Here is an 18,183-nt window from a genome sequence, read left to right on the forward strand (position 1 = left end):
CCCTTAGGTAAAAACCGCCTTATACAGCTTTTCCTTGGTAAACGGCTTGTCCAGCACCGGAACCCGGGACAGATCCGGAAACCCCGCCGCCACGGCGCTGATGGCAAAGCCGCTCATCATCACCGCCTTCAGCCCGGGCTGGATCTTGCGCAGGCCCGCCAGAGTCTCCCAGCCGCTGCGCCCCGGCATGCTCATGTCGATCACCGCGCCGTCAAACGGCCCTGCCGCCTGCAGCTGCGCCAGCGCCGCGTCATAGCCATCGGCCTGCAGCACGACGCAGCCGCGCAACTGCAGCAGACCGGCCACTGCCCGGCGCACGGTTTCCTCGTCATCCACCACCAGGATCCGCCGGATCTCCGCACCGCGCCGCTGCGCCGGCGGCCCTGCCGGGCACGCTTCCGCCGCCGGCTCAGCGGTGCAGGCAGGAAAGTAAAAGCGGAAGGCACTGCCCTCGCCTTCGCGGCTTTCAACCGCCAGGCCGCCCTGATGGCGGCTGATGATCCCCAGCGCCGCGGCCAGGCCAAGGCCGCGTCCGCCGGGTTTGGTGGTAAAGAACGGGTCAAAAATCCGGGTCACGGTCTCGCGGCCCATACCGCTGCCGGTATCGCGCACCTCCAGCAGCAAGCAAGCGCCGGCCGGCATGTTCCGCCCCTTCAGCAGCTTGCGCCGCTCTGCATCGCTCAGGCTGGTCTTGCGGGTACTCACCGTGACCGTGCCCGCAGCCGGCCCGATCGCCTCGGCAGCATTGAAGACCAGGTTCAGCAACAACTGACCCACCTGAGACGAATCCATCTGCGCCGTCAGCGCCCCTTCTTCCAGATCAAGCACCACCTGTTTGCCCAGCTTGCGCTCAACCGGGACCAGCGCCATGGTCTCCTGCACGATCCCGTTCAGATCACACGGCCCCTGCTCCCGGCTGCCGCCGCCCTTGGCGTAATTCAACAGCTGCCGGACCAGCAAGGCAGAGGCCTGCAGCCCCTGCTCGACCACTTGCAGATGCCCTTGCGCCGGATGCGCGGCCTCCAGATGTGCCAGCGCCAGTTCGGCGCGGCCCTGCATCGAGGCCAGAAGGTTGTTGAAATCATGCGCGATGGTGCCCGCCAGCAACCCCAGGCTTTCGGTCTTGCGCTTGATCAGCAGCGCCTCTTCCGCCTGGGCGCGGCGCCTTTCGGCCTTGCGGCGGCGCAGCTCCAGCCCGATCCGCGCGGCAAACAGCGCGATCAGATCGGTCTCCAGCTTGCGCTGTTTGATTTCCCGGTCGTGCTGCAGCGCAAAATGGCCGATCACCGTGCCATCCGCATCGGCCAGCGGGATGCCCAGGTAGGAATGCAGGTTCTGGCTGCGGAACTGCGCCTGCTCTGGAAACGCCTCCTGCAGCCCGTCCGGCACCAGGAATTTCTCCCGCCCCTTTAAAAACGCACAAGGGGTGCCGTCAAAAGGCACAACCGTGTCTTCCACCCCTTCCATCTGCTGACCTTCAAAGCAGCACGCCAGCACCCGGAAACACTCAGGCTTGTCGCCCAGGCATTCCGCAATGAAGGCCGAGCGCACCTTGAGCGCGCCCTGCAGCTGCGCGGCCAGCAGCCGGAACGCCTCACGCGGAGACGTGCCGCTTGGCCCTTCGGCCAGCACTGACAGCGTGGCCAGTGTCTGCAGCCCGGCGGTCTCGGCCCCTAGCCGGGGCGCGAACTGCTGCATTACAGATGCGATATGCTGCGCCAGTGCGCCGTCGATTTCATAGCGCCACGAGGCCTGGACCAGTCCGATCGCCTCGCCATCGGCGTTTTTCAGGGCGACCCCGACATAGCTTTGGATGCCTTCCTCGATGAACATCTCGTCATCCGGATACAGCTCCTGCACCCGGCAGGGAAAGACATGCGGATCGCCGCTCAGCACCACGTCATGGCACGGCGTCACGCAAGCCTCGTATTCGAAATCCCCCAGCTGCAGCCCGTCAAACCAGCTTGCCAGCACCTTGATGCGCTCGGTCTCCATGACCTTCAGCTCACCCACGGTGACCAGATCGGCCCCATAGGCCTGCGCCAGCTGATCCACAAATTCCTGGCAGAACTCCAGGCCGCTCAAACAGGCCAGTGTCTCCAGATCCAAGCGGCTGCTTTCCCCAAGCGCCGCGGCCCCTGCTGCGTCCATTGCTTGTACTCCTGCCATCCCTTTGCGGACAGGCCTGCAAGGCCGGACCGCTGGCAATACTCTGTAACTTCCCGTTCCTTACACTTTGGAAAACCGCCCCGGAACAAAAGGCCCTTCCCGCACCCTGGTCTTTGCGGGCAATCTGGAACACAACTGCCCCGCAACATCATGCTGCGCAAAACAGGGGTACATAGTCAACATATTGTAACGTAGAGAGTCAATTCTATCAGAAAAAGCCGCAAATCCTGAGTGAAGGATCTGCGGCTTTTTAATAAATTTCTTTAGCCGGCACCGCCAGGGCGGATGGGATCAGAAGCGGGGATCTTCGTCGTCATCCTCGTCGTCCCCGCCAGCGGGCAGGTTGAAGAAGCTGTCCGCGTCGGGGATTTCCTCTTCCTTCTTCCGGTCATCATCACTCAAACCGCCGCCCAGGGTAAAGGTTTCCAGCCCCTCGATCGCGCTTGGGATCTTCGGCTCGGCGTCCATCTCCAGCGACTGTTCGGTAGAGACCAGCTTGCGGCGCTCATCGTCGCTCATCACGCCGCCTTCGGCGGCTTTCTTGGCCGCGGCCTTTTGCACCACGGCATCCAGCTCGGACTGGCGGCACAGGCCCAGCGCCACCGGGTCGATCGGCTGCATGCTGGAGATGTTCCAATGGGTGCGCTCGCGGATCGACTGGATGGTCGGCTTGGTGGTGCCGACCAGCTTGGCGATCTGGCCATCGCTGAGTTCCGGGTGGAATTTTACCAGCCACAGGATCGAATTCGGACGGTCCTGGCGCTTGGACAGCGGGGTATACCGCGGGCCGCGGCGTTTTTCCTCGCCGGCGGCAGCCGGGTTGAACTTGAGCTTCAGCTTGTGCAGCGGGTTGGCTTGCGCCCTGTCGATCTCATCCTGGGTCAGCTGGTTGTTGGCCATCGGGTCGAACCCTTTGACGCCTGCGGCCACTTCGCCATCGGCGATGCCCTGGATTTCCAGCTCGTGCATGCCGACGAAATCGGCGATCTGCTTGAAGCTGATCGTGGTATTGTCCACCAGCCACACGGCGGTTGCCTTGGCCATCAACGGTTTTGCCATGCGCTCATCTCCTTAAAACACATCTTCCCCGCCGCCTGGATCAAGGCTGCCCCGCTTTCGGGGTCTGGTTTCCGTTGTCGGGGAACTTCAGGCCTGTATAGTCGGCTTCATTGCATAAGGAAAGAGGCCAATGCGCAAGTTATTGCTGGGGCTGGCGGCTGTTTTGGCCGGTTTTACCACCCTTGCCGCAGCAGAGGGCGAGCCGGCCGGGGAGTTCGACTATTACGTGCTGGCGCTCAGCTGGTCGCCGAACTGGTGCGAACAGGAAGGCGATGCACGCCGCGCAGAGCAATGCAAGGCGCGCTATGACTATGGCTGGACCCTGCACGGGCTATGGCCGCAATTCCATCGCGGCTGGCCCAGCTACTGCCGTTCCGCAGAGGCGCCGCCGAACCGCCGCATGAGCCGCGAGATGGCGGATATCATGGGCAGCCCCGGCCTGGCCTGGCATCAGTGGAAGAAACACGGCACCTGTTCCGGCCTCAGCGCAAGGGCGTATTACAGGCTGATGCGCGACGCCTACCGGCGCGTGGCCCGCCCCGCCGTCTTTCGCAAGCTGGACAAGCCCGTGACCCTGCCCGCCGCCGTGGTTGAGGAGGCCTTTCTCAAGGAAAACCCAAGCCTGGCGCCAGACAGCCTGACCATCACCTGCAGCAGCGGCGCCATCCAGGAAGCCCGCATCTGCTTGTCGAAAACGCTGCAGCCGGTGCCTTGCGGGCGGGATACGATCCGCGACTGCACGTTGAAAAACGCCCGGCTGGCACCGGTGCGCTAAGGTTGAGGGCGGGTACAGGGGCGCTGCCCCTCTTGGCCTGACGGCCAATTCACCCTGGGGTGTTTTTGACCAGAAAGAAGCAGAACCCGCGCCTTTGTCAGACCGCGTGATCCGCACAGCCGCACCCCGGCCCCTTTGCCGGGAGTGCCCCTGCCCCGCTGCGCGCGCGGCAATAAATGGCCTGTGATCCACACTTCCCGGGGTTTTGTGCTAGTATAATGAAACGTGCCGCGCCCGGCCCTGCCTGAACGGCACTTCCGTTATGGTCAGCGAGGAGGAAGAAGCGCATGGCAAAGACAATCGGGAACCCGCTCAGCTGGCTTCTGCAGGGGGCAGAATCCACGGGGCAGCATATCGGCCAGACGGTCGAAGAGATGGGCAGCGACGGTGTCAAGGAACTGCCCAAGGCCTGCACCCTCACCATGGACGACATCATACATTCGCTGGCCGCCGGACTGGAGGATTTTGCCGCCTGCCGCAGCGATGCCATGTTCCTGGTGCTGTTTTATCCGCTGATCGGCATCACGCTGATCGTAATGAGCCTGTCGATGAATTTGCTGCCCCTGATCGTGCCGATGATCATGGGTTTTGCCATCCTTGGCCCGGTGGCCGCGGTTGGGCTTTATGAAATGTCTTCGCGCCGTGAAGCCGGGTTCGAGCCGCGCTGGATGGATGCCTTCGGCGTCATCCGCTCGCCTGCGTTTGGCGGCATTCTGGTGCTGGGGCTGTATCTGGCAGTGCTGTTCATTGTTTGGCTGGTGGCCGCGGACATGATCTACAGCCGCACCCTGGGGCCGGAACCGCCGGCTTCGATCCTGGGCTTTGCTGCGGAAGTGGTGACCACCCGCGAGGGCTGGATCATGGCCATTGCAGGCGGCATCACGGGCGCGGTCTTTGCCTTTGCCGCTTTGGCGATGAGCCTGGTGTCTTTCCCGCTGCTGCTGGACCGCCATGTGGGCCTGCCGGTAGCTGTGGCCACCTCGATCAAGGTGCTGCGCAAGAATCCGGTGATTTGCATGACTTGGGGTGTCATCGTTGGCACCGCGCTGGTGGTTGGCGCAATCCCCTTCCTGGCCGGGCTGATCATTGTGGTGCCGGTGCTGGGGCACGCGACCTGGCATTTGTACCGGCGCGCCGTGCAGTAAGGACATCCGCATATCAAAATGGGCCGGCAGATCTGCCGGCCCTTCTGTGTCAGGCACTCTGAAGTTTCAGCCTACTTTCAAAACAATCTTGCCGATATGGCCGGAGCTTTCCATCCACGTGTGTGCAGCGGCGGCCTGATCCAGTGCAAATTCGCTGTCCATCACCGGTGCCACCTTGCCAGCTTCGATCAAGGGCCAGACCGCTTCGCGCAGGTCCCCGGCAATCTGCGCCTTTGCCAGGTCGCTTTGCGGCCGCAGGGTCGAGCCGGTCAGGGTCAGCCGCTTGACCATCATCAGGGCAAAGTTCAGCTCTACCTTCGGCCCCTGCAGAAAGGCGATCTGCACCAGGCGGCCGTCTTCGGCCATTGCCTTGACATTGCGCGGGATATAGTCGCCGCCGACCATGTCGAGGACCAGATCAGCGCCGCCTTCGGCCTTCAGAACCTTGACGAAATCCTCGTCGCGGTAGTTGATTGCACGTTCGGCGCCGAGATCCAGGCAGGCCTGGCATTTCGCATCCGATCCGGCGGTGGAAAACACCCGCGCACCAAAGGCCTTGGCCAGCTGGATCGCCGTGGTGCCGATCCCGGAAGAGCCGCCATGCACTAGGAACCGCTCGCCCGCTTTCAGCCCGCCGCGGGTGAAGACATTGGACCAGACGGTGAAAAACGTCTCCGGCAGGCAGGCCGCCTGTTTCAGATCCAGTCCGGCAGGCACCGGCAGGCAATGGGCGGCTGGAGCAGCCACATATTCCGCATAGCCGCCGCCGGGCAGCAGCGCGCAGACCAGATCGCCCACGCGGATGCCGCTGACGCCTGCGCCCACAGCCGTCACCTCGCCCGAGGCTTCCAGCCCCGGCAGGTCGCTGGCACCCTTGGGCGGATCATAGGCGCCCGCGCGCTGCAGCGCATCAGGCCGGTTCACCCCGGCATAGGCCACCTTGATCACTACCTCGCCGTGGCCCGGTTGCGGCACCGGGCGCTGGCAAGGCTGCAGCACTTCCGGCCCGCCGGGTTTGGTGATCTCCACCGCGCGCATCATCTCTGTCATGGCAATTCGTCCTCCTGATCCTTGCCCCTTGCCTAGCACCCGCCCGGTTGAGCGCAAACAGCAAAGGCGCCCTGCTAAGGCTGCTTTGCGGAATGCCCGGCCTGTTCCGCGGCGACTACCGTGAGGCACAGCCAAGAGGTTGGACGTTCCCGGGCCGCAACCGGCATAGCCCGAAGCGCCAGGGCGCTGCGGTGCAGGATTGGATGCAGGCGCGCATGGAAGATCTGTTGCCGGCCGGATACTTCTATGTGGTCTTCACGCTGCCAGCCCGGACCGCCGGGATTGCTTATCAGAACAAGGCAGCTTACTTGCGTTCCCTGGCGTCACGCAGCCGTTCGGTTTGCTGATCAAGCGATGCAGCCCTGAACCGCAATCCCCATAGCACCGGAAACCTGCACGCGGTTTCCTCGTTGCCTGATTGTCGCCGCTGCAGCTCACGCTGACTGCAGCCGGAATTCTTAGACAGAGCTGGCTAAGGCCTTGGCAGGTTCCGGGCAACCGCGCAGGCCAAAGCAGCCTTTTGCAGACGGAGTCCCGAAATCCGCTTGGAGATTGCAAGCAGAAGCACAGACGCGCAATTGGCAACCCAACAGGCTGCCAATTGCGCAAGAAAAACGGGGCGCCGCAGGAGATCGCGTCAAGCGGGACGCCGATGAGGCTTACAGGAGCATCGCCGGTGCGGATGCCCGGTTCATGTCAGTTTGCCGGTGCTGCAGTCAAATGCGGCCTTTGCGCCTGAGAGCTTGGGAGCGGCCTTGAAGATACTTTTGCACGCCGCCGTCAAGGCCTTGTTCGGGTCACCTTTGAAGTACTTGTTAGCGGTCCACTCTTTGCCAAGCTTGACATGGTATCCGGTGATTTTGGTCCCCTTCGGGTGGCCTGCCTTAAAGGCCTTGTCCAGTTTTCCCTTCGCCGCCTTCAGCGGCTTGTCGTCGATCTGAATATTCTCGGCAGGGCCGCTGCGGCAGGGCGTCGTCACGAAGTGGTACATCGTGCCGACCTGCTTGTTCTTGTCATAGGCCACCAGACAGATGCAGTCGCCCAGGCCCGAGGTTTCAAGCGGGTCCCATTTGTCGCTGTGTCCGAACCCGCCGATTTTAACGCTCACTTTTCCCATGGATAAGCCCCTCAGATTAAGTTTCTGAATTCACGTGATGCTGCTGGTTCCGGCTGCAAGATTCGAAAACTGGCCGGCATCCGCCGGAGCACAGCCTTCACACATGCTGAGCAGCACCCGCATCCGCATTGCGGCAGCAACTTCTGCATAGTGCGGCAGCGATTTAATTGGGGTTAATGGAACGGTGATCCGGCGGTTCACGGCCACCCGGCAAAGATGCAATTTCCCAATGCAGCTGATCAGTTCTGCACCGGGGGAGCAGCATGACGCATTTGCGCAATGCGCTTCAGGCTGCCGAAAACCTTGCTTTCACTGTGCCACTCACCGCCGCGGGCTCAAAGAGCCCGGCAGGTCGTCACGGCCCTTGGGCGGTTTGATCTGCTCGGCCAGCCAGTTCGGCCCCACCAGGAACGGCTTCAAAAGCGGATTTTTCTGCAGCCCGGCCTTCAGCTTCTCAAAATCCATCACATTGCCGATCCGCCGGTCAAGAAACTCCCACGTTGCCTGATGGCCCAGGCTGTCATCGCCCAGCCAAAACAGCACTGTGGCGGAATAGATCCCGGCCAGCGATGCGCGCTTGGTATACCAGTTCAGATCATCCGAGCCGTCGCCCAGCGTCTCCCAGATCAGATCGCAGGTGCCCCAGATCGCCTTGATCCCGTCGCCGGCATATTGCGGCAGTGTCAGCAGCGTTGTGCCGCGGCGCACCGCTTCCTTGTCATCCACGGCTTCCAGCCGGAACCGTACCGCCGCCGCCACCTTGTCGCGGAACCGCAGGCCGGACAGGTCCTCGGCGTCCAGCCGCGCCAGCATCCGCGAATCGCCGCGGGCGTGATAGGCCAGCGCCAGGTCCACCCCGCCGCGCGGGCAAACCGCATGGGCCAGCACTTCAGCCACCTGCACGTCCTCGCAGGCGGCCCGGAATGTCACCTCGGACCAGCCGTCAAACGGCACATGGTCCAACGCCGCATCCAGCAGCTTTTCCTTGATATCGTCCTGCGCGCGATCCTGGTCGTCGGTCATTTCACCCTCCCGCTTTCAGCGTCCTGATACCCTACTAGACAAAATAGCCGGCCTTTGCTATACGGCCACTTCCTGCAATTTCCTTGCAACTCAAACTTAGAAAGGTGGTGAAAACCACATGCAGGTTAGTGTTCGCGACAACAATGTCGATCAGGCGCTTCGTGCCCTGAAGAAAAAGCTGCAGCGTGAAGGCGTATTCCGCGAAATGAAGCTCAAGCAACATTTCGAGAAGCCGTCCGAGAAAAAAGCGCGCGAGAAAGCTGAAGCGATCCGCCGTGCCCGGAAACTGGCACGTAAGAAGCTCCAGCGCGAAGGTTTGCTCTAAGCAGCAGGCCGTCCGGCTTTGGACAGCACTGGGCCGGTCTTGCGACCAGCCGGAACTTAAGTTCAGACGACCCCCGCGGCTCTGCCTCGGGGGTTTGTCATTTCTGCCGCCTAAGAAAATGCCGTTTCTTAAGTGGATACACAGAAATACCGCAATTTTGCCCGAATTACATCTTTAGGGTGTATTTCGTTAATTTTCTCTGCTATACGGAGTATACGGCAGGGCAAATCTGATGCGTTTCCCTAAACACTGCCCCGCCGTCCGGGATTGGAACACCCGGTTCATTGAAACCCGGGGCAGGCCGCGTCTCCCCCCCAAACGAACCGGCGCCTGTCTTGGTCCCTGCAAACAAGACATTGCCTCTCCGGGTTTTCAGTATTGCCGGGCGCCGACAGCTTCCCCCCGACGGTGCCCGGCCCCCCCCCCTTTCTTCGGCTGATTTTGCGGCACAAACCTGCCTCCTGACGGCAGCTGCCCCCCGAATCCTGCGCTGCCCGGCCAGTTGCCCCGCAGCAGGATTGCGCCGATGCCCTGCCAGCAGTTGCACAGCGCTGCCCGCGGCCGCCGCGCGCGCAGGAATCCGCGTATCCGCCCCCATGCGACGGGCAGAGCTTTGCCGCAATTCCGCTGCTGCACCTTCCAGCCCTTTCGGCGCCTTAAATTTCCGTTAACCGAAGAGAGCACCGCCGCACAGCCGGCACACTCACGGAGCAGTTACAGATGTCACAGGCAAGCCAACTCGAGCGCCAGATGCTCGACCTGATCAACGCCGAGCGCACGTCGCGCGGGCTCAACCCGGTCCAGCTGGAGCTGCGCCTGAACGATTCGGCCGAAGACCACAGCGAATGGATGCTGCAGCAGGATGTCTTCTCCCACACCGGCTCTGGCGGCTCCAGCGCCGGCGACCGGATGAAAGATGCCGGTTTTCAGTTCTCCGGCAGCTGGACCTGGGCCGAGAACATCGCCTGGCAAAGCGAACGCGGCGCCGCCGGGCTGGCCGACGATGTCGTCAACCTGCACGAATCGCTGATGAACAGCCCCGGCCACCGCGCCAACATCCTCAACGCCAATGTCGAGGTGATCGGCATCGGCATCGAACAAGGCAATTTCAACGGCTGGGATGCGGTGATGGTCACCCAGAACTTCGCCCGCACCAGCGCGGACCTGCAGCTGGATTCCGGGTCCGGAGGCGGTAATGGCGGAGGCTCCGGCGGCAATACCGGCACTGGCGCCACCTCCGGAAACGATGCCCTGACCCTCGGCAGCGCAGGCAGCCTGGATGGTCTCGGCGGCAATGACACGCTGACCGGCAGCAGCGGCCAGGACCGCCTCGACGGCAGCGAAGGCCGGGATAAGCTGAACGGCAAGGCCGGCGGCGACGAATTGAACGGCGGCTCCGGCAACGACACGCTGCGCGGCAACAACGGCGCGGATGAGCTGAATGGCGGCAGCGGCAAGGACAAACTGTTCGGCGGCCGCGGCAAAGACACCCTGGACGGCGGCAGCGGCAACGACAAGCTGGCCGGCAAGGGCGGCGGCGACCTGTTCATCTTCAGCGGCGGCGATGACACTGTGAGTGATTTCAACCCGGATGCCAGCGGCGAGCGCATTGATCTGGGCGCGGCGACAGGCATCACCGGCTTCAGCGACTTGATGAACAATCACACCAGCCAGACCAATGCCGGCCTGCTGATCAGCGACAGCGATGGCGACAGCCTGCTGCTCAGCGGCATCACAGAGCAGGAGCTTCAGGCCAGCGACTTCCTGTTCTGACCCTCGCCGGGCAACCGTGGAAAGGGCGCGCCTTGGCGCGCCCTTTTGCAATTTCAACGCCGGGAGCCAGGCCCTTAACTGGCCTCAATAGATCTTGGGCACGTACAATTCATCCGGCAGCACCTGGCGCTCGTAGTCGGGATTGTACTTGCGGTCCGGCAGATCCACCTTCTCGTGCGGCACCTCCTCATAGGGGATCTTGGTCAGCAAGTGCTCGATACAATTCAGCCGTTCACGTTTTTTGTCATTGCCTTCAACGATGTACCAGGGTGCCTCAGGGATGTTGGTGCGCTTGAACATCTCTTCCTTGGCCTTGGTGTACTGTTCCCAGCGGATCCGGCTTTCCAGATCCATCGGCGACAGTTTCCACTGCTTCATCGGATCATGGATGCGCATCATGAACCGCAGCTGCTGTTCCTCGTCAGTGATCGAGAACCAGTATTTCAGCAGGATAATGCCCGACCGCACCAGCATCCGTTCAAATTCGGGAACGTCCTGAAAGAACTGGTCAACTTGGTCGTCGCTGGCAAAGCCCATCACCCGCTCGACGCCCGCCCGGTTGTACCAGGAGCGGTCGAACAGAACGATCTCGCCCCCCGCCGGCAGATGCGGCACATAGCGCTGAAAATACCATTGGCTTTGCTCGCGGCGGTTCGGCGCCGGCAGCGCCACTACCCGCGCGACCCGCGGGTCCAGCCGCTGGGTGATCCGCTTGATCACCCCGCCTTTGCCCGCCGCGTCGCGGCCTTCGAACAGAATACAAACCTTGGCACCCGAGTTCTGCACCCAGTCCTGCACCTTGATCAGCTCCGCCTGCAATCGCAAAAGGTTGCGGAAATAGATCTGCCGGTCGAGCATTTCCGGGTGCTGTTCGCGGTAGATCTTGCGGATCTCTTGGCTCAGCATCGGTTCCGAGAATTCAATCTCGATATCCTCGTCCAGCGTGTCCTGCAGCTCCGCTTCCAGCCAGTCCAGGGATGCGGTTTCAAATTCGCGGGTCACGGGCAGGGTTCCTTCCTTGTCAGGTCGTGCAAACGCCGCCTTATACGGGCGGCATGCGACTGTTTGATGTCACTCAGCCGGGGCGGCCGCAGACAGCAGTCACCGCAGCACCGGCGGCAATCATGCGGCCCCGGCTGCGCCTTCCCCCAAGGCAACCGGAATTTCCACCGGGGTTCAAGCGCAAAAGCCCCGGACCCGGCCATCAGCATCAAAGCTGCATCAAACCGGCAGTGCCGTGGTCTTGAACACCGTGCGCAGCGCAAAACTCGATTGCATCTGCGCCACCCCCGGCAGCCGCGCCAGATGCTGACGGTGGATGCGGGCGAAGTCCTCGGTGTTTTCCGCCACCACCTTAAGGATATAGTCCGCCGTGCCCGCCATCAGGTGGCATTCCAGCACATCCGGTATCCGCGACACCGCTTTTTCAAACGCGTCCAGCACCTCATCCGCTTGCCCGGACAGGGTGATCTCGACAAACACCGTGGTCGGCACGTTCATCTTGCGCGCATCCAGCAGCGCAACATAATCACGAATGTATCCGTCAGCCTCCAGCCGCTGCACCCGCCGGTGGCAGGCCGAGGCTGACAGGTTCACCCGCTCCGACAGGTCGGCGTTGGAGATGCGGCCCTGCTTTTGCAGCACCGAGAGAATGCGACGATCTGTTTCGTCCAGAGCCATTTCACGAAGATCCTTGCTGTATATCACCGTTATACGCGAAGAATCTTCGAAAGGTATGTTTTTCTTCCGCCCAAAAAAGAAGCACATTTTGCAGACGCTGCGGCAAAATGACCGCAGAGAGTTTTGAGGAGATACTCACATGAAAATCGGCTGCCCCACCGAGATTAAACCCCAGGAATTCCGTGTTGGCATGACCCCGGATGCTGCCCGCGAAGCGGTGTTCCACGGCCACGGCGTTGTGATCCAGAAAGGCGCCGGCCTGGGCGCCGGCTTCACCGACGAGGACTATGTGTCCGCCGGTGCGGTGATCCTCGACACCGCCGAGGAAATCTTTGCCACCGCCGACATGATCGTCAAGGTGAAGGAACCCCAGGCGGTTGAGCGCAAGATGCTGCGCGAAAGCCAGCTGCTGTTCACCTACCTGCACCTGGCCCCCGATCCGGAGCAGACCCACGACCTGCTGGAATCCGGTTGCACCGCGATTGCCTATGAAACCGTGACCGACGACCGCGGCGGCCTGCCGCTGCTGGCGCCGATGTCCGAAGTGGCCGGCCGCCTGGCCCCGCAAGTGGGCGCCTACACCCTGCAAAAGGCCAACGGCGGCCGCGGTGTGCTGATGGGCGGCGTGCCTGGTGTGGCCCCGGCCAAGGTTGTGGTGATCGGCGGCGGCGTCGTCGGAACCCACGCGGCCAAGATCGCAGCCGGCATGGGCGCGGATGTCACCATCCTGGACCGTTCGCTGACCCGCCTGAAGTACCTGGACGACGTGTTCGGCCGCACTTTCAAGAACCAGTACTCCACCGCCGGCGCCACCGCCGAACTGGTGCGCGACGCCGATATGGTGATCGGTGCGGTTCTGATCCCCGGTGCTGCGGCGCCGAAACTGGTGTCCCGTGCCCAGCTTGGCGAAATGAAGCCGGGTGCGGTGCTGGTGGACGTCGCCATCGACCAGGGCGGCTGCTTTGAGACCTCCAAGGCGACCACCCACGCCGACCCGATCTATGAGGTCGACGGCATCATGCACTACTGCGTGGCCAACATGCCGGGCGCCGTGGCGCGCACCTCGACCCAGGCACTGGGCAACGCGACTCTGCCCTTCATGCTGAACCTGGCCAACAAGGGCTGGCGCAAGGCCTGCGAGGACGACCCGCACCTGCTTAACGGCCTGAACGTGCACGCAGGCCAGCTGACCTATTACGCAGTTGGCGAAGCCCTCGGCCTCGACGTTCTGTCGCCGAAGCTGGCGCTGAAGCAGTAAGCAAAGCGTTTCCAGATCACTGATTTGAGGAAAGCCCCGCCGGATTGGCGGGGCTTTCCCATTACCAGGGCGGCATCCCGCATCTTGCAGCGCTCAGGTAATGACTGTGCGTAAACCCCGGACATGCGGAACGGTTGCGACTTGAACCCTCCGCAACCAGTGGTGTAAGCCTTTCTCAAATCCGTCTTCAGCCAAAAACTGGCGAAACTTTTCAATGGTTAAATCAATGCCGACTATGACCGTGACAGGTTCCCTGACGACCCAGATGACCGGGCTTATTCAAACCTTCAACGGGGCACGGCTGACCAATAAATACGACACCGGAACATTCTTGCTGATTTCCAACTACCCCGAAACCGTGAGCCTAAACGGCTATGATCTGCGGGCTCCTGGCTCAGGCAGCTATTTTATCACCGGCGACATCACCAAATTCCACTATGCTGAGATTTCCTTGACCCCGTCATTCCACACCATCGAAAAGCTGGTGCTGGACGACGTCGATGTCAGCGCTGAAGGCCTATTTGACCTGACCAACCGCACGGCCACTACCGCAACGGGGAAATTCAACCTTGAAACGTTCCAATCCTTCGTGAACGGAGAAGACTGGACCATCAAAGGCTCGCGCGAAGACGATGACATCAGGCCCGGCGCCTTTTTCACGATGTCTCGAAGCGAGACCATCAGAGCCGGGCACGGCGCAGATACTGTCGCAGGTGGAACCGGTGCCGATTCCATTTCCGGCGGAAGCGGTAAGGATGTTCTAAAGGGACAGAATGGCAGAGATACCCTTGATGGCGGCGGCGGCAATGACAACCTTCTGGGCGGTAACGGAAGCGACAAACTGCTGGGCGGCGGTGGAAGCGACAAACTACTGGGCGGCGGTGGAAATGATAAGCTGCTAGGCGGCAACGGCAAGGATGTTTTGCGCGGCAACAAGGGCAAAGACACGCTCGATGGCGGTGGCGGCGCCGACCTGTTTATCTTCAAGAGGGGCGACGGCCACGATACGATCCGCAACTTTGACGCAAGCGAAGACCTGATCAGGATTTACCGCGGTGCATCCAAATTCTCCGATCTGGAGATCAGCGACACCGGCAAAGACGTCGATATCAGGTTTGCAGATGTTTCTATCACCCTTCGCAATTTTGACGCGGACGATGTGACTGCTGATTTGTTTGTTTTCTGAAACCAGGGCAAGGCGGGGGCGCTGAACCCCAGCTCCTCCTCTGTGCCGGCTGACTGTTCTCGGGCGCGCGTCCGCACCATCCTGCGGCACGCGGCCTGCCTCCCCCAAAGGTTGAGCCTTTGCCGCCCGATCTTTCCCCGCTGCACCCTATTGCCTCAGCACGCCTCATCCACGACATTCGGGCACAGTTAGGGAAACCGGTTGGGACTGCGGACATGGAACAGATGATTGAACAGGCGGGCGCCTATTGGCCCCTGATGGTAAATGGCGCCAAAGCGCTGGTGGTGCTGATCCTCGGCTGGATCGCTGCCGGCTGGATCAGCGGCGCGGTGCGCCGCCGCATCAACAAGACCCCGCAGATCGACCCGACATTGGGCAATTTCGCCGCCAGCGTCGTGCGCTGGGTGCTGCTGCTTGTGGTGCTGGTCGCCGTCCTAGGCATCTTCGGCATCGAGGCCACCAGCCTGGTCGCGATGCTTGGCGCCGCCACGCTGGCAATAGGACTGGCACTGCAGGGCACGCTCAGCGATCTCGCAGCCGGTTTCATGCTGATCCTGTTCCGCCCCTACAAGATCGGCCAGTATGTCGATATCGGTGGCACCGCCGGCACGGTAAAAGACCTGAACCTGTTCATCACAGAACTGGCGACACCGGACAATGTGCAAATCATCGTCCCGAACGGCCAGGCCTGGGGCGCGGTCATCACCAATTTCTCGCATCACGACACCCGCCGCGTCGACATGGTGTTCGGCATCGACTACGGCGACAGCGCTGATGCTGCCAGGGCGATCATCCTCGAACAGGCCGCCGCCGACGCGCGGGTGATGCAAGATCCTGAACCTTGGGTGCGGGTGACCAATCTGGGGGACAGTTCCGTCGATCTGACGGCCCGTGTCTGGTGTGAAGCGGCGGATTACTGGGAAGTGAAATTTGCTCTGACACAGGGTGTGAAAGAGGCTTTCGACGCCAAGGGCATTTCTATTCCTTATCCGCATTCTGTGGAAATCAAGAAGGAGGGCTGAGGCGCTCCCGCCCGTCTTCGGCCCCGGCGGGCCTCATCCCGTTGGGCCTGGCACCCCGCCTATGGCGGGGCGTTTGTGCGCTGCAGCCCGGGTGGGTGGCCGGGGGCCTAACCTGTCCGCGCCGCCTGCGCGGCCCGTGCCGCGGCCAGCTGGGCCCGCGCGGCGCGGGCGCGGTCTTGCAATCTGTCTTCAGGCTCGGCGGGCGGCCAGCCGCACAGAACAGTATACCCATCCGCATCGGCAAAGGCCCATTGCGCGGCCAGCAGCTGATAGCTCTTGACCTCCCAACCGGAGGCATCGCGATCAAAACGCAGCCGCCAGGTGCCGCGCACCTGGACCGGCAGCCGCAGCCGCCGGATGCTGTTCATCGCTTCGTGGCCATGCATCGCCGTACGCACCCCCTGCACCCGCAGCTTCTTCATTTGCGTCACCAGCCCTGCCGCTTCACGCATCCGGCGCCCGGCAAAGATCACCTCGATCTCCGCATCCGGCTGAACAATCCCCTTCACCACCAGATCCCCGCGGTTGTTCCGGCTGAACACCGGCACCAGCTCCAACGGGACATCGCGCACCTCGCGCTTGAACAGGCCCGCATCCTCAATCAGCGGAGTAATTTGCAAAACAGGTCTGCGGCGGTTCGTCATGTAGTCTTCCCAAGCCCCGCGCCCGTTGGAGCGCAGTACTTTACGTAAAGTCGTCGTGCGTTAAGAAACCAATTAGTCCACTCGGCGTTAATGAACCGTTGAGGGGCGCTGCAAATCGCAAAATCGGCGTAAAAAATCCCGGCAAGGTTACACCGGATTCTGCAAAGGGAACTGACACCGGCGGCACACGGCCTGCACCGCGCATCGCGCGGTGCCGTGCCCAACGCTGCAATGCGCTTCCTCTGGAAGCGCTTTCAGGGGCGGGAGCCTTACGCTGCCGTGCCAGGCTGCCCGGTCTTGCGCGCCATCACCAGCGACGTGCCGCCGCGGTACTGGACCTCCTGGCGAAATTCATACCCGGTCTTCGCGGCCAATTTTTGTGACGCTGTGTTCTCCGGGTCCAGCAGGCAAACCGTTTCCGGCCAAAGACCTGCGGTGTCCGCCCAGGCATGGGTCCGCAGCACCGCCTCTGCCGCGATCCCCTGCCCCTGAGCTTCCGGCGCCAGCACCCAGCTTGCCTCAACCGCATCCCCCAACAGCGGGTCGCATTGGCGCGGTGTAACGAAGAACCCCGTCTCGCCCAGATACCGGCCGCTGCCGCGCTCTGTGATCACCCAGACCCCAAACCCCATCGCCTGCCAGTGGCCGTGATGGAACATCAGTTTTGCCCAGGCGCCTTCCGGCGTCTCAACGACTGGCTGAATAAAGCGCACAGTCTCAGGGTTTGCCCACAGGGCGGCCACATCGGCAAAATCCTGCACCCGGTGCGGGCGCAGGATCAGCCGGTCCGTCTCCAGAACCGGGGGTGTCATGCAGGCAGTTTGCCCGTCAGCACATAAGCGAGGATTTCAACGACCTGGCGCGGTTCTTCAGCCACCGCCAGCGCTGCGGCGTGGACCTCTTTCAATGCGTGCTGATGCTCCGGCGGGCTAAGGACAATGACCGACTTGCCAAGCGCTGCGGCATAGCCTGCATCAAAGGCCGCGTTCCATTGTTTATACTTGTCGCCAAAGCGCACAACCACCACATCGGCATCGGCAATCCCCTTGCGAGTACGGATCGCGTTGACCATCGCACCCTTGTGGTCATGCCAGTATTTATTGTCCTCGGCACCCAGCACCGCCACGCCGCAATCATCGCTGGCACCGTGATCGGTCACCGGCGCGCTGAAACTGACCTCCAGCCCTTTTGCGCCTGCGATGATCTGCTCCCGCCAATCGGTGTGAATCTCGCCTGAGAGATAAACATTCAATGCCACGTTCTGTCCTTTCCTGCGCCAGCCTGCGGGGCCGCGGCCAAAGCAGCCATGACCTCTGCGTCGCTGGTTTGCGTAAAATCCCTGTAGTGCACGCCGACAGCCCGGAATTCCTCCGGACTCAGCAAGCAGATCACAGTATCCACCAGCGGACGCAATTCGTCCACCGCTTCCGGCGGCGCCACAGGGACGGCTAAAATAACGCTGGCCGGTCCGCGTTCCTTAAGCCAGATATGCGCCGCCATGAAAGTTGCGCCGGTGGCAATGCCGTCATCCACCACGATCGCCGTGCGCCCGGCCAGCTCAACCGGTGCCCGCCCGCGCAGATACCGGGCGCGGCGGGCGGCATTCTCCTCCCGCGCCTGCGCAACCTGGGCTGCAAAATCCTCGGGCCTCAGGCCCGCAATCTGCAGCAATGCGTTATTAAAAATGGGATTGCTGCCCTCCGCCAGCGCGCCGGCCGCCAGCTCCGGATTGGACGGCATGCCGATTTTGCGCACCAAAAGCAGGTCCATCGGCGCCTGCAAGGCCTGCGCAATGGGCAGCGCAACAGGCGCCCCGCCCCGCGGCAGCGCCAGCACCACAGGGTCCTTCACCGGCAGTTCAGCCAAATGGCCGGCCAGCTGAAGCCCGGCGGATATCCGGTCCTCGAACATATAGGCCTCCGCCTTGTAACCTAGGGCTGGAAGGCGAAAGGCAAAG

The 18,183-nt window shown here is 62.2% G+C and carries 20 protein-coding genes; 8 read left to right on the top strand and 12 right to left on the bottom strand.

The features are described from left to right. Positions 1 to 3: 3 nt before the first annotated feature. Positions 4 to 2,151, bottom strand: a complete 2,148-nt coding sequence (locus K3557_RS15295; protein WP_259994799.1) for an ATP-binding protein — start codon at positions 2,149 to 2,151, stop codon at positions 4 to 6. Between the two features lie 309 nt (positions 2,152 to 2,460). Further along, positions 2,461 to 3,228 carry a DUF1013 domain-containing protein gene (locus K3557_RS15300; protein ID WP_259994800.1) on the bottom strand — a complete coding sequence of 256 codons (768 nt, stop codon included), beginning with the start codon at positions 3,226 to 3,228 and terminating at the stop codon, positions 2,461 to 2,463. A 130-nt stretch (positions 3,229 to 3,358) separates the two neighbouring features. Here K3557_RS15300 and K3557_RS15305 point away from each other — a divergent pair, with 130 nt between their 5' ends. Both K3557_RS15305 and K3557_RS15310 read left to right on the top strand, forming a co-directional pair. After that, on the top strand, positions 3,359 to 4,003 hold the full coding sequence (locus tag K3557_RS15305; protein WP_259994801.1) for a ribonuclease T2: 645 nt from the start codon (positions 3,359 to 3,361) through the stop codon (positions 4,001 to 4,003). Between the two features lie 287 nt (positions 4,004 to 4,290). After that, the gene (locus K3557_RS15310; RefSeq protein ID WP_259989875.1) at positions 4,291 to 5,148 is read left to right on the top strand and encodes a DUF2189 domain-containing protein; all 858 of its coding nucleotides are present in this window, start codon (positions 4,291 to 4,293) and stop codon (positions 5,146 to 5,148) included. 66 nt (positions 5,149 to 5,214) lie between these two features. Here the strand turns inward: K3557_RS15310 and K3557_RS15315 are convergent, their stop codons facing one another. After that, a complete protein-coding gene (locus tag K3557_RS15315; RefSeq protein WP_259994802.1) occupies positions 5,215 to 6,198 on the bottom strand; it encodes an NAD(P)H-quinone oxidoreductase in 984 nt (327 codons plus the stop codon). 92 nt (positions 6,199 to 6,290) lie between these two features. Here K3557_RS15315 and K3557_RS20640 point away from each other — a divergent pair, with 92 nt between their 5' ends. After that, complete coding sequence (locus K3557_RS20640) at positions 6,291 to 6,545, top strand: transposase zinc-binding domain-containing protein (protein WP_409201185.1); 255 nt, start codon at positions 6,291 to 6,293, stop codon at positions 6,543 to 6,545. Between the two features lie 344 nt (positions 6,546 to 6,889). On the opposite strand, the gene K3557_RS15325 is transcribed toward K3557_RS20640, so the two are convergent. The 3 genes from K3557_RS15325 to K3557_RS15335 all read right to left on the bottom strand — a co-directional run bounded on the left by K3557_RS15325 (position 6,890) and on the right by K3557_RS15335 (position 8,338). Continuing rightward, complete coding sequence (locus K3557_RS15325) at positions 6,890 to 7,315, bottom strand: hypothetical protein (RefSeq protein WP_259989870.1); 426 nt, start codon at positions 7,313 to 7,315, stop codon at positions 6,890 to 6,892. 30 nt (positions 7,316 to 7,345) lie between these two features. After that, the gene (locus tag K3557_RS15330; RefSeq protein WP_259989868.1) at positions 7,346 to 7,516 is read right to left on the bottom strand and encodes a hypothetical protein; all 171 of its coding nucleotides are present in this window, start codon (positions 7,514 to 7,516) and stop codon (positions 7,346 to 7,348) included. A 120-nt stretch (positions 7,517 to 7,636) separates the two neighbouring features. Next, positions 7,637 to 8,338 (bottom strand): COQ9 family protein, encoded by a 702-nt coding sequence (locus tag K3557_RS15335; RefSeq protein ID WP_259994803.1) that lies wholly within the window; start codon positions 8,336 to 8,338, stop codon positions 7,637 to 7,639. Positions 8,339 to 8,456: 118 nt separating this feature from the next. Between K3557_RS15335 and rpsU the strand changes: the two genes are divergently transcribed. Both rpsU and K3557_RS15345 read left to right on the top strand, forming a co-directional pair. Beyond that, positions 8,457 to 8,663: a 30S ribosomal protein S21 gene (rpsU, locus tag K3557_RS15340; protein WP_024088814.1), complete on the top strand. Its 207-nt coding sequence runs from the start codon at positions 8,457 to 8,459 to the stop codon at positions 8,661 to 8,663. Positions 8,664 to 9,383: 720 nt separating this feature from the next. Next, the gene (locus tag K3557_RS15345) at positions 9,384 to 10,436 is read left to right on the top strand and encodes a CAP domain-containing protein (RefSeq protein WP_259994804.1); all 1,053 of its coding nucleotides are present in this window, start codon (positions 9,384 to 9,386) and stop codon (positions 10,434 to 10,436) included. A gap of 84 nt (positions 10,437 to 10,520) precedes the next feature. Here the strand turns inward: K3557_RS15345 and ppk2 are convergent, their stop codons facing one another. After that, the gene (gene ppk2 / locus K3557_RS15350; protein WP_259989860.1) at positions 10,521 to 11,438 is read right to left on the bottom strand and encodes a polyphosphate kinase 2; all 918 of its coding nucleotides are present in this window, start codon (positions 11,436 to 11,438) and stop codon (positions 10,521 to 10,523) included. Between the two features lie 219 nt (positions 11,439 to 11,657). Continuing rightward, positions 11,658 to 12,116: an Lrp/AsnC family transcriptional regulator gene (locus K3557_RS15355; protein WP_259989858.1), complete on the bottom strand. Its 459-nt coding sequence runs from the start codon at positions 12,114 to 12,116 to the stop codon at positions 11,658 to 11,660. Positions 12,117 to 12,255: 139 nt separating this feature from the next. Here K3557_RS15355 and ald point away from each other — a divergent pair, with 139 nt between their 5' ends. The 3 genes from ald (at position 12,256) to K3557_RS15370 (ending at position 15,582) form a co-directional block, all read left to right on the top strand. Then, positions 12,256 to 13,374, top strand: a complete 1,119-nt coding sequence (gene ald / locus K3557_RS15360) for an alanine dehydrogenase (RefSeq protein ID WP_259994805.1) — start codon at positions 12,256 to 12,258, stop codon at positions 13,372 to 13,374. A 235-nt stretch (positions 13,375 to 13,609) separates the two neighbouring features. Next, the gene (locus K3557_RS15365) at positions 13,610 to 14,560 is read left to right on the top strand and encodes a calcium-binding protein (protein ID WP_259994806.1); all 951 of its coding nucleotides are present in this window, start codon (positions 13,610 to 13,612) and stop codon (positions 14,558 to 14,560) included. Positions 14,561 to 14,775: 215 nt separating this feature from the next. Continuing rightward, positions 14,776 to 15,582 carry a mechanosensitive ion channel family protein gene (locus K3557_RS15370; protein ID WP_259994807.1) on the top strand — a complete coding sequence of 269 codons (807 nt, stop codon included), beginning with the start codon at positions 14,776 to 14,778 and terminating at the stop codon, positions 15,580 to 15,582. Positions 15,583 to 15,689: 107 nt separating this feature from the next. Here K3557_RS15370 and K3557_RS15375 read toward each other — a convergent pair whose 3' ends face one another. The 4 genes from K3557_RS15375 to K3557_RS15390 form a co-directional block, all read right to left on the bottom strand. Beyond that, entirely contained in the window at positions 15,690 to 16,226 is a 537-nt protein-coding gene (locus K3557_RS15375) for a hypothetical protein (RefSeq protein ID WP_259994808.1), read from the bottom strand. A gap of 269 nt (positions 16,227 to 16,495) precedes the next feature. Further along, the gene (locus K3557_RS15380; protein ID WP_259994809.1) at positions 16,496 to 17,038 is read right to left on the bottom strand and encodes a GNAT family N-acetyltransferase; all 543 of its coding nucleotides are present in this window, start codon (positions 17,036 to 17,038) and stop codon (positions 16,496 to 16,498) included. Beyond that, a complete protein-coding gene (locus K3557_RS15385; protein WP_259994810.1) occupies positions 17,035 to 17,484 on the bottom strand; it encodes a YtoQ family protein in 450 nt (149 codons plus the stop codon). The genes K3557_RS15380 and K3557_RS15385 overlap by 4 nt, the downstream gene beginning before the upstream one ends. After that, positions 17,475 to 18,137 carry a phosphoribosyltransferase gene (locus tag K3557_RS15390; protein WP_259994811.1) on the bottom strand — a complete coding sequence of 221 codons (663 nt, stop codon included), beginning with the start codon at positions 18,135 to 18,137 and terminating at the stop codon, positions 17,475 to 17,477. The genes K3557_RS15385 and K3557_RS15390 overlap by 10 nt, the downstream gene beginning before the upstream one ends. Positions 18,138 to 18,183 lie beyond the last annotated feature (46 nt).

The sequence above is a fragment of the Leisingera sp. M523 genome, from assembly GCF_025141335.1.
GTDB lineage: Bacteria > Pseudomonadota > Alphaproteobacteria > Rhodobacterales > Rhodobacteraceae > Leisingera.